General features: G+C 67.1%; 9 protein-coding genes and 1 tRNA gene. 2 read left to right on the forward strand and 8 right to left on the reverse strand.

Annotated elements, in window-relative coordinates:
- Positions 1-50: 50 nt before the first annotated feature.
- The 4 genes from E0E39_RS01050 to E0E39_RS01065 form a co-directional block, all read right to left on the reverse strand.
- A complete protein-coding gene (locus E0E39_RS01050) occupies positions 51-806 on the reverse strand; it encodes a PIG-L family deacetylase (RefSeq protein WP_165444588.1) in 756 nt (251 codons plus the stop codon).
- A complete protein-coding gene (locus tag E0E39_RS01055; protein WP_130873089.1) occupies positions 803-2,014 on the reverse strand; it encodes a glycosyltransferase in 1,212 nt (403 codons plus the stop codon). The genes E0E39_RS01050 and E0E39_RS01055 overlap by 4 nt, the downstream gene beginning before the upstream one ends.
- 112 nt (positions 2,015-2,126) lie before the next feature.
- Positions 2,127-2,975: a flagellar basal body-associated FliL family protein gene (locus E0E39_RS16220; protein WP_245988494.1), complete on the reverse strand. Its 849-nt coding sequence runs from the start codon at positions 2,973-2,975 to the stop codon at positions 2,127-2,129.
- Positions 2,976-3,431: 456 nt separating this feature from the next.
- Positions 3,432-4,277, reverse strand: a complete 846-nt coding sequence (locus tag E0E39_RS01065) for a flagellar basal body-associated protein FliL (RefSeq protein WP_130873090.1) — start codon at positions 4,275-4,277, stop codon at positions 3,432-3,434.
- Positions 4,278-4,425: 148 nt separating this feature from the next.
- Between E0E39_RS01065 and E0E39_RS01070 the strand changes: the two genes are divergently transcribed.
- A tRNA-Leu gene (locus tag E0E39_RS01070) sits at positions 4,426-4,508 on the forward strand.
- 77 nt (positions 4,509-4,585) lie between these two features.
- Positions 4,586-5,458, forward strand: a complete 873-nt coding sequence (locus E0E39_RS01075; RefSeq protein WP_245988158.1) for an SDR family oxidoreductase — start codon at positions 4,586-4,588, stop codon at positions 5,456-5,458.
- Between the two features lie 149 nt (positions 5,459-5,607).
- On the opposite strand, the gene E0E39_RS01080 is transcribed toward E0E39_RS01075, so the two are convergent.
- The 4 genes from E0E39_RS01080 to E0E39_RS01095 form a co-directional block, all read right to left on the reverse strand.
- Positions 5,608-6,591 (reverse strand): cation:proton antiporter domain-containing protein, encoded by a 984-nt coding sequence (locus tag E0E39_RS01080; protein WP_130873091.1) that lies wholly within the window; start codon positions 6,589-6,591, stop codon positions 5,608-5,610.
- Positions 6,592-6,834: 243 nt separating this feature from the next.
- Positions 6,835-8,829 carry an ABC transporter ATP-binding protein gene (locus E0E39_RS01085; protein ID WP_130873092.1) on the reverse strand — a complete coding sequence of 665 codons (1,995 nt, stop codon included), beginning with the start codon at positions 8,827-8,829 and terminating at the stop codon, positions 6,835-6,837.
- A complete protein-coding gene (locus E0E39_RS01090; protein WP_130873093.1) occupies positions 8,826-10,571 on the reverse strand; it encodes an ABC transporter ATP-binding protein in 1,746 nt (581 codons plus the stop codon). Before E0E39_RS01090 ends, E0E39_RS01085 begins: the two co-directional genes overlap by 4 nt.
- Complete coding sequence (locus E0E39_RS01095) at positions 10,568-11,155, reverse strand: TetR/AcrR family transcriptional regulator (protein ID WP_130873094.1); 588 nt, start codon at positions 11,153-11,155, stop codon at positions 10,568-10,570. The genes E0E39_RS01090 and E0E39_RS01095 overlap by 4 nt, the downstream gene beginning before the upstream one ends.
- Between the last annotated feature and the right edge of the window lie 193 nt (positions 11,156-11,348).

Below are 11,348 nucleotides of genomic sequence, written 5' to 3' on the forward strand. Positions count from 1 at the left end.
ACACGAACCTTCATCTATCAAACATTCACTTTAGTTAAGTGAAGCTGTGGTTAAGTATAGCTGTGCACAGTGCAGCCCACCATGCCCGTTGCCGACGGGGTTTCGGGAGAGGGAAGCAGCCCGACGGAGGTCGTCACCTCCTCCGACTGGCCACCGGAGTGGGTGAGGGTGCCGTCGCCGTGGGCGGTGAGCTGGGAGGCGTGGTGTCGTAGGGCCTCCTCGACGACGGGCTGCAGGTCGCGCAGGTCGAACCAGCGGACCCCGTCGCCCGGGGCGTGGACGACGGCTGCGAAACCCTTCCCGGTGCGCTGCGCGGCGGCCAGGGACGCGTGGTGGATGCGGACGTGGTCGGGATGTCCGTAGCCGCCGTCGGTGTGATACGAAATCACCAGGTCGGCATCCACCGCCCGGATCCAGGAGGCGACGTCCGCCACGACGTCGTCGAGGTCTGCGGCGCACAGCGAATCCGGTTCCGCGTCCTCCGCGGGCCCTGCGAGGCCTTCGCGGATCCAGCGCATCCCCGAGTCGCGGTAGCGGCGCCCCGAACCGGCGGGCGGATCCCCCAGGAAGGCGTGCCGGGACACCCCCAGCACCTTCAGGGCCCCGGCCAGCTCGCCCTCCCGGTGGGTTTCCAGGGCGGGGGTTCCGGCCAGGTGCGACAGCGGCCCCGGCACCACCTCGCCGCGTTCCCCGCGGGTGGCGGTCAGTAGGCTCACCTCGTGTCCGGAGGTCACCAGCCAGGCGATCAGCGCGCCCGTGGCGAGGGTTTCGTCGTCGGGGTGGGCGTGGATGAAGGCGATTTTCACAGGATCCTCCGGTATTGCTGCAGGGTATTTTCCGCGGCGCGCTCCCAGGTCATCGCCAGCGCCCGCTGCCTCCCGGTGGCGCCCAGCAACTTGCGGCGCGGCTCGTTGGCGAGCAGCGCCTCGAGGGCCTCGGCCCACATGCGGGGGTCGTGGGTGGGGATCAGCAGGCCGGTGTGGGTGTTGCAGATGGCTTCGGTCAGGCCCCCCGACGCGGCGGCCAGGACGGGAACCCCCGAGGCCGAGGCCTCCAAGGCGATCAACCCGAAGGTCTCGGAGTGCGACGGCACCAGCATCACGGAGGCGTGCCGCACGATGCGGGCCAGCGACTCGCGGTCCTGGCCGGGCAGGAAGTGCACCTGCCCGCGCAACCCGAGGTCGCCGACGAGGGTGTGCAGCTCGGCCTCGTAGTCCGCGAAGTCCGCCGAGGTCTCGCCGACCACCGCCAGATCCGGGCGGATGGCATCGGGCAGGCAGGCCATGGTGCGGATGGCGACGTCGGGGGCCTTGAGGGGTTGCAGCCGCGCGGCGAACACGACGTAGCCGGGGCGGATCCCGGGTGGTGCCCAGGGATGGGTGGCGGGATGGAACAGGTCGACGTTGACGCCGGGGCGCACGATCCGCACCCGCTCCGGATCGGCCCCGCAACGGCCGATGACCACGGCCGCCTCGTGCCGGGAGACGCACAGCACCAGATCGGACTGCTCCGCGCACACCACCTCGCCGTCGACCCGGGCAGGTGACTCGGGCGGTTCCCCGTCGCGCAGCGGCGAGTTCGGGTGGGCCGCCACCGAATGGAAGGTCATCACGTGCGGCACCCCCCAGGCGCGGGCGACGGGCAGCGCCGCCACCCCCGACATCCAGTGGTGGGAATGGATCAGGTCGTGGGGTTCCAGGGCCTCCATGGCCTCCCGGAACTCCTCGACGTACTGGTCGATCTCGCTCTTCGGCAGCGGTGCCGGAGGGCCCGCGGGGAGACGCCGCAGCGTCACCGACGGGGCCACGTCCTCCCGTTCCGGCTGGCCGGGGTCGGTGCGACGGGTGAGGAATTCCACCTCCACACCGAGCCTTCCCAGCGCGCGGGCCAGCGCGGCGATGAGCACGTTCATGCCTCCCGCATCCGCGGTTCCGGCGCGTTCCAGGGGGGAGGTGTGCATGGTGACGAAGGCGACACGAAGTCCGGCTCCCGGCAGGGAAGGCTGATGGCTCATGGTGTTTTCCTCCGGCTCTTCTGGGAACGGTGTTCCCCGCAGTGATGCTACTGCGGGGAACACCGGATTGTGCTTTTTGCCGGGGAACCGAGGCTCGTGGATTACCGGGCGGTCACTTCCATGCCTCCAAGAAGGCCTTGCTGTTCTCGGCCACGGTGGCGGCGTCGTCGTTGAAACCCATGCCGGCGAGCACTGCTCCGTTGTAGGCGGCCGCCACACACATTGTCATGCCGCTGGTGGTGCCGCAGGTCCAGTCCCCGATGGTCTGGGTGTCCGTCATTATTCCGATCGAGGCCTGGAGCGCATTGTTCCCCTCTATGTAGGTGGCTGTGAAGACGCTCATGTCCTTGGTGTAGGTGGCCGTGCTGTTGGTCGGGGAGGAGAGGGAGTCGAACCCGTTGAACGACTTGGGCATCACGGGGGCGGTGCTGGTTTTGCCGCGGCCCACGGTGGTCTCCGTCGCGCGGGGGGTCCCGGCTGTTTCCGACGCGCTGGGACCCGATGTGGACTCACGGCTGCTGGGGCGCTGGGACGGCGAATTCGTGGACTGGGCTGACGTACTGGTGGCGGGCGAAGGATCAGCGGCCTGCTGGTTGTTCCTGCCGAGGAACCACCAGGCTCCGAAGCCCAGGGCGATGACCAGGACCCCGACGAGTGCGACGATCAGGCCGGTGTGTTTTTTCTTCGGTGGTTGTGGGGGAGTGCCGTAGCCACCGGCGCCGTAAGGTGGCTGCCCGCCGTAGGGCGGTTGCCCGCCGTACTGGGGTTGCTGCCCTCCGTAGGGCGGTTGTCCTCCGTACTGGGGTTGCTGTCCTCCGTATTGGGGTTGCTGTCCTCCGTATTGGGGTTGCTGTCCTCCGTATTGGGGTTGCCCACCTCCTGGTTGCGTATAGGGCTGCTGCCCGCTGTAGCCGGGTTGGGGTTGCTGCTGTCCGTAGCCGGGCCACTGGTTGTTGCTCATTCGTGCCTCCTGCTTTTCATGGTAAAGGGTGTGGGGGGTGACGTGTACCGGGGTCATCGTCCGGCCCGGGCAACCCGCCCGGGGTCGCGGGATTGCGCCTTGCGCGAGCTGGTGGCGCATCAGTGATCCCCGAACCTCCCGGTGACGCTCCGAGCGGACCATTTCAGGTTTCATGGAAGGTCTTGCTGGTTTCCACGAGTTCGGGCAGCGGGGTGTTGTCACCCATGGCGGTGCTCACCATCACAGGGAGACTGTGAACAAGCCTCATCGTGGTTGCTGGGCATACGTGAAATCGAGCTGTTGTCCGTGGCCGGGCCACTGCTCGTCGCTCATCCTCGCATCCGGTTCTCCACGGTGTGGGGAAAGCGGACCGGTCCGTCCGGAGAGTTTGGCCCGGTCATGGATCGGGGCGCAGGTGGGGCGTGATCGTTCAGCGCTTTCTCCAGGAGCGTGTGGCTACCGCCATGCGTCGAGGAAGCTGTCGGAGACCTCCGCAAGTGTGGAGAATGGCTCATCGATCATGAGTGTCGCCACGGTGCCGGAATGAGCTTCGGCCAGACACATGGGAATGTCATTGGAGTTCTTGCCGCAGGTCCATTTCCCGACCTTCTCGATGTTCGTGAGCTCGGTGGAGTTCGCCTCGACGGTTTCCCCCGGACCGTGGGCGGCGACGAAGACATCCCCGTTCGAGTTCTTGTAGGTGTAGGCGCCGTCCTCTTTCGTGTCGAGTGTGAAGTTGCCGAATGACCCGGGCATCTCCGGCGTGGTGCTGGAACCTCTGCTCCTGGTCGACGAGCTCGTGGGGTCGGTGCTCTTCTTCGTCGAGGCGGAGGAAGGTTTCTCGGAGCCCTGGGTTTCCTGTGCTGCGGTGGTCTGTGTGCTGGATGTGGGGTTCGCGGTCGGTTGGTTGTTCCTGCTGAGAATCCACCACGTTCCGAACGCGAGGATCGCGACCAGGACGACGACGAGCGCGATGATCAGGCCCGCGTTGCCTCTTTTTTGCGGGGGCATGCCCTGACCGGCGGGGCCGTGGACGGGCTGAAACCCCTGCTGTCCGTAGCCGGGCTGCTGGTAGCTGGGTTGCTGGTAGCCGGGTTGGGGGGCGCTGAAGGATGGTTGTTGGCCATGGGGCTGCTGTCCGTAGCCGGGTTGCTGGGGAGTGGTGAAGGACGGCTGCTGGTAGCCGGGTTGCTGGGGAGTGGTGAAGGACGGCTGCTGCGGATACCCCGACTGCGAGGGGGGCTGCTGCGGGTATCCCTGCTGTGGTTGCCCTCCGGTCCCAGGCCACTGGTTGTTGCTCATTCCTACCTCCTTGGTCTCACATGGTAAGAGGTTTCCGAGGCGGACGTTGGTGGGCGGAACCTCCCGTGCGGATATCGGGGTCTCTGGATCTCGCATCGAAGCGAGTTGCGTTCCCTCCGTGCACTCGTGCTAAAGTTCGTCCCCGGACGCGCGAGTGGCGGAATGGTAGACGCGCTGGCTTCAGGTGCCAGTGCCCGCAAGGGCGTGGAGGTTCAACTCCTCTCTCGCGCACGAACCCGATCCCCCGTCTCGTACGAGACGGGGGACAATTGCTCTCGGGGGAAGAAACCTGCGCGAAGGAGCGGATCGTGACGAGCATCGAGGACACCACACCGCGTGAGGTCGTCGTCCTGGCGGGTCCGGGAGCGATCGGGACGGCGATTGCCCGGAGGGTGGGGACCGGCCGGCACCTGCTGGTGGCCGACCTCTCCCCGGAGGTCGCGGAGACGCGCGTGAAGGAGCTCTCCGACGCGGGTTTCGCAGCAACCCCCGCGAAACTCGACCTTGCCAGCCGGGACGACATCGAGGCGCTGGTGGTGCAGGCCACGCGGCTGGGGGCCGTCACCCACGTCATCAACGCGGCGGGGGTCTCGCCGTCCCAGGCTCCCATGGAAACCATCCTCAGGGTAGATCTCTACGGCACGGCGGTGCTGCTGGAGGAGTTCGGCAAGGTGATCGCCCCAGGCGGTTCCGGGGTCGTCATCTCGTCGCAGTCCGGGCATCGGCTGCCTGGCCTGTCCGTTCAGGAGAACGAGGCCCTGGCGATGACCCCCGTGGAGGAACTCCTCGGTCTGGAGATGCTCGCACCCGAAAGGATCGGCACGACGCTGCGGGCCTATCAGATCTCCAAGCGCTGCAATACCCTGCGGGTGGCCGCCCAGGCCATCGAATGGGGTAGGCGTGGGGCGCGGCTGAACTCCATCAGCCCCGGTATCGTCATGACCCCGCTGGCCGCCGACGAGATCAACGGGCCGCGGGGTGAGGGCTACCGGAGGATGCTGGAACTGGCACCCGCGGGTCGGGCCGCCACCCCCGACGAGATCGCCGCCCTCGCGGAGTTCCTGATGGGGCCGTCGGCGGGTTTCATCACCGGAATCGACGTGCTGGCCGACGGTGGAGCCACGGCTGCCTACTGGTACGGCGACCTGCGCTACCTCCAGGGCGACTGGGCCAAGTCTTGAAAAAGCCGGTCGTGTCGGAACCGCAACCCCACCCTCGTGCACGAGTCGCGGGAGAAGAACGGTTCAACGTCGTGTGGCGACGTTGAACCGTCGAACCTCTGCGATTCGTGCACGGGGAGGTGCCGTCCCCCGCTCCGGTTCGACCGGCTTCAGTTGCCGTCGAGCAGCCGGCGACGGTTCCGGCCCGACGCCACCCAGCGCGCCAGCGGACCGTGTTCGTTGATCAGCGTCAGCCGGTTCTGGACGCGTTCGACCAGACCGGAGTCGACGGCCAGCAGCCCCAGCATCACGAACAACCCGATCTGGGCCAGCCAGCTCACCGATTCCGTGAATCCCTCCGTCGTCGAGTGGTGGGGGAGTGCCTGGTTGCCGAGCCACAAACCGGCGATGTAGGCCGCGAGCAGCCCCGAACCTCCCGCGACCCCGGCGACGGAGTAGGCGGTTAGTGCGATGGCGAGGGTCGCCAGGGGATACAGGCCGGCGCTGGGTAGGGAGATGCGGTGCAGGAAGGCCTGCCCCACCATCGCCACCGCCGCGCCGATGAGGGCACCCGCGGTCAGTTGGAACAGCCCGTTCGCGATCATTCCCGTCACCGACATCTGGTTCCAGGCATCGGAGACCACGACGGTGACGATGATGATCGCGGGCGGGTCGTTGAAACCGGATTCGCCCTCCAAGGTGGTGCGCACCTTCGACTTCAGGGGCAGGCGGCGCAGGATCGCGAACACGGCTGCGGCATCCGTCGACGAGACCATCGCGGCCATCAGGATCCCGGTGCGCAGGTCGACACCCAGCACCAGCATCGCGATGGACGAGGCCACCGCAACCGAGATCAACACCCCGACGGTCCCGAGCAGCCCGGCCCGGGCCGCGACCGGCCTGAATTCCGCCCAGCGGGTGGTGAACCCGCCGTCGAACAGCAGCAGCCCCACCAGCAGCGCGGAGATGTTGTAGGCCAGCTGGGCGTCGTCGAACCGGATCCCGAGGCCCGCCTCACCGATTCCCAGTCCTATGCCGAGGTACAGCAGCAGCCCGGGCATGGAACTGCGCGACGAGATCCGCACCGCCGCGACACCGGCCAGCAGTACCCCACATGCGATCAGGACCACCATGTCCATGTCGTGATGACTCAAGGCGTGTCCTTCCTGATCGTGCGGACATTATCCCGGGTTTCGCCTCGTAAAGGCCAGAGGCGGCGCGGATTCACCTCGAGGCCGGTTGAGCCGGGCTGCGACGAAGGAGCGGCCCGTGTCGAAACCACCTGGCGGCCGGTCGGCAGAACCTGACCACAAGTCCTCACGCATGGTCACCGTGGTTTCGACTCGACCTGCTCGCTGGCGCTCGCGGGTCGGCTCAACCACCATCGACCCGACCCCTCAGCGGGTGGGGACCTCCTCGGCGGGGGCGTTGAACTGCGACTGGTACAGGTCGTGGTAGCGACCCCTCGCCGCCAGCAGGTCGCTGTGGGTGCCCTGCTCGACGATGGCGCCCTCGTCCATGACGAGGATCAGGTCGGCGTCGCGGATGGTGGACAGGCGGTGGGCGATCACGAACGACGTGCGACCACTGCGCAGCGCTGCCATCGCCTTCTGCAGCAGCAGCTCGGTGCGGGTGTCGACCGACGACGTGGCCTCGTCGAGGATCAGCAGCTCGGGTTCGGACAGGAACGCCCGGGCGATGGTGATGAGCTGTTTCTCGCCCGCGGAGACGTTGTTGCCCTCCTCGTCGATGACGGTGTCGTAGCCGTCGGGCAGCGAATGGACGAAACGATCCACGAACGCCGCCTTCGCCGCCGCCAGGATCTCCTCCTGCGTGGCACCCTCCTTGCCGTAGGCGATGTTGTCGCGGATGGTGCCGCCGAACAGCCACGTGTCCTGCAGAACCATGCCCATGTTGTCGCGCAACGCCCCCCGATCCACCGTCGCGATGTCCGTCCCGTCGAGCAGGATGCGACCGGAGTTCAGCTCGTAGAAACGCATCAACAGGTTCACCAGCGTCGTCTTGCCCGCCCCGGTGGGCCCGACGATTGCGACCGTTTGGCCGGGTTTCGCCTCCAGGTTGAGACCTTCGATGAGGGGACGATCCGGGGTGTAGGAGAAGGTGACGTCCTCGAAGACGACGTGCCCGCCCTCGGCGGTCAGGCCGCGGCCCGGCTCCGGCGACATCTCGTCGGCATCCAGCAGCTCGAAGACCCGCTCCGCGGAGGCCACCCCCGACTGCAGCAGGTTCGTCATGGACGCGAGCTGCGTCAGCGGCTGCGTGAACTGGCGCGAGTACTGGATGAAGGCCTGCACGTCGCCGATGTTCATCTGGCCCGTCGCCACCTGGAGACCACCGAAGACCGCGACGATGACGTAGTTGAGGTTGCCGACCAGGAACATCACGGGCATGAGGATCCCGGAGAGGAACTGCGCTCCGAACGACGACCTGTACAGTTCCTCGTTGCGGGTGCGGAAGGTGTCCTCCACCTCCGACTTGCGGCCGAACACCTTCACCAGGGAATGGCCGGTGTAGGCTTCCTCGATCTCCGAGTTCAGCTCGCCCGTGGACTTCCACATGTCGGCGAACCGTTTCTGGGAGCGTCGCATGATCAGCGGCACGATCAGCATCGACAGCGGGATCGAGACCAGGGTGACCAGGGCCAGCGGCCACGAGATCCACATCATGATGATCAGCACCCCGGCCACCGTCAGTAGCGAGTTGATGAGCTGCGGGAGGGTCTGCATCAGGGTCTGGGAGATGTTGTCGATGTCGTTGGTGACGCGGGAGAGCAGCTCGCCGCGCGGCTGCCCGTCGAAGTACGACAGCGGGAGACGCTCCAGCTTGGCCTCCACGTCGCTGCGCATCCGTCGCACCGACTTCTGCGCCGTCCCGATCAGCAGCCAGTTCGAGACGTAGGTGGCGACGGCGGAGACGACGTAGAGGCTCAGCACCACCAGCAGGATCGACCCGATGGCGCCGAAGTCGATGCCCTGGCCGGGGGTGAAGTCGACGCGCTGCAGCATCTCGACGAGGGTGTCGTTCCCGCCGCTGCGGGCCGCTTCGATGGCCTGTTCCTTCGTGATGCCTGCGGGCATGTTCTTACCGACGATCCCGGCCAGCAGCAGGTCGGTGGCCGCACCCAGGATCTTCGGGCCGAGAGTGGACATCACGACTGCGCCGACGGACAGCACCAACGCGACCGCCACAGCGATCCGATGCGGTTTCATGATCCCGAGCAGACGCCTCAGCGACGGCAGGAAGGCGACCGCGGTCTCCCCGGAGCCGCTGGGACCGCCGGGCCCGAAGCTGATCCTTCCCGGGCCGTGCTCGGGACGTTTGTTGGCCGCGGGTTTGGTGGCGGCCCCGGTGTTCTCGGTGGTGGTGCTCATGCCCGGGCCTCCTCGGCGCTCAGCTGGCTGTCTACGATCTCCTGGTAGGTGGAGCTGCTCGCCAGCAGCTCGTCGTGGGTGCCGCGCCCGACGATGCGGCCGTTTTCCAGGACGAGGATCTCGTCGGCATCCCGGATGGTGGCGACGCGCTGGGCGACGATCAGGGTGGCGCGGTCCGCCGTCGCCGGTGTCAGGGCGGCGCGCAGCCGGGCGTCGGTGGCGACGTCGAGGGCGGAGAAGGAGTCGTCGAAGACGTAGACGGCGGGTTCCTTCACCAACGCCCGCGCTATGGACAGGCGCTGCCGCTGCCCGCCCGAGACGTTCGTGCCGCCCTGCGCGATCCGGGCTTCGAGACCGCCGTCGAGTTTCTCGACGAAGTCGGCCGCCTGGGCGATCCGCAGCGCCTCCCACATCTGCTCGACGGTGGCGTCGGGTCTGCCGTAACGCAGGTTGGAGGCCACGGTCCCGGAGAACAGGTAGGGCCTCTGCGGCACCAGCCCGATCCGCGACCACAGGGCGTCGGGGTCGAGGCGGCGCACGTCGACGCCGTCCACCAGCACCTCGCCGCTGCTGGCGTCGTACAGCCGGGGGATCAGGTTCACCAGGGTGGACTTGCCCGATCCCGTGGACCCGATGATCGCGGTGGTGCGGCCCGGCGCCAGGGTGAACGACACGTCCTTCAGCACCGGTTCCTCCGCGCCCGGGTAGGTGAAGGTGACGTCACGGAACTCGACGACGCCCGTCAGCTTTTCCGGGGTGATCGGGTCGCTGGGGGGAGCCACGGTGGGTTCGGTGTCCAGCACCTCCAGGATGCGATCCGCGGACACCGCGGACCGCGGCGCCAGGAACAGCAGCATCGTCGACATCATCACCGAGATGAGGATCTGGATCAGGTAGTTGAGGAAGGCGGTCATCTGCCCGATCTGGATGTCGCCGGAGTCGATGCGGAAAGCGCCGAACCAGATCACCGCAACCGAGGAGACGTTCACCATGAACATGGCGATCGGGAACAGCAGCACCATGAGACGGGAGGCTCGCAGCGTGACGGAGTAGACGTCCTGGTTGGCGCCCTCGAAGCGCCGCGACTCGTGATCCTCGCGGATGAAGGCGCGGATCACCCGGATGCCGCTGATCTGTTCGCGCAGCACCCGGTTGAGGTTGTCGAGGTTGGTCTGCATCCGCTGGAACAGAGGGGAGGCGACGATCACCAGCAGCGAGACCGCCACACCCAGCACCGCGACGCTGACCGCGATGATCCACGACAACCCGAAGTCCTCGCGCACCGCCATGACGAAACCGCCGACCATCATGATGGGGGCGCCGACGATGATGGTCAGGGTGGTCTGGGCGATCGTCTGCACCTGTAGGACATCGTTGGTGGTGCGGGTCAGCAGCGACGAGGCCCCGAAGTCGCGCACCTCGCGGGTGGAGAACGACAGGGCGCGGTCGAATACGGCGGCCCTGAGGTCGCGGCCCAGCGACATGGCGACGTTGGCGCCGAACCAGGTGGCGCCGATCTGTGCCGTCGCCTGCACCAGCGAGAACAGCAGCATCAGGGCGCCGCTGCGCCAGATCAGGTCGGTGTCGCCCTTGACGACGCCGTCGTCGATGATCTGCGCGTTCAGGTTCGGCAGGTACAGCGACATGGCGGTCGCCAGCACCTGGAGGACCAGGACGGCCAACAGCTCCCGCCAGTACGGTTTCAGGTGCGTGAATATCAGCCGGTTGAGTCGTGCGATCACAGGGAATCCTTCCTGCGGGCCCCATCGAGGGCGAGGCGCGCCAGGGTGGCGGGGGTCAAGCTGGTATCGGGAGATCTGCCGTGCGCATATCCCATGGCCAGGGTGATGACGAGATGGGTGAAGTCGTTGACCGGGATGGTCAACTCGGCCTCGTGCGGGGCCAGGCGGCCACGCATCCAGTTCGCGATGTCACAGACCCGGGCCTCCCACAGCTCCATGATCCGGAACCGTGTCTCGTCCTGGTCGCCGCCCTGGTGTGGTCGAGGGATGAAACGTCCGAAGGTGGTGACGTAGTCGGCGGCGGTGGATAGACACACCTCGGTGGTCTCGTCGACGGTCGCGGTGGGCGGCACCGCGTCGAAGATGTCGGCGAGCCGCTCGGGGGAGAGATGGTCGGCGATGGTGGCGGCGATCAGGTCGCGCCGGGTCGGGAAAACTCTGAACAGGGTCCCCTCGGCCACCCCGGCGGCCTCCGCCACCTGCCGGGTGGTCACCTCCGGGCCGTGGTCCAGGATCAACTGCCGGGTCGCGGCGATCAGCGACGCACGTCGCTCAGCGGGCGGAAGAGGTCGGGCACGGGTCATCACGAGGCATCAGTGTATGAGTGAGCGCTCACTCATTTCAAGGTGGAGTGGGTTGTGCGCGGTAGGGCGCGGTCCTTCGGGCCCTTGTGAGTCTGGGTTGGTCGCTGTCCTCCCGTTCCCGGTTGGGGACTCCGTATGCATGGGGAATCCGTAAGCAGTTGAGTGCATGTGGGGTGGATGAGTCCTTGAGGCT

This window comes from [Pseudopropionibacterium] massiliense, from assembly GCF_900607225.1.
GTDB classification, from domain to species: domain Bacteria; phylum Actinomycetota; class Actinomycetes; order Propionibacteriales; family Propionibacteriaceae; genus Arachnia; species Arachnia massiliensis.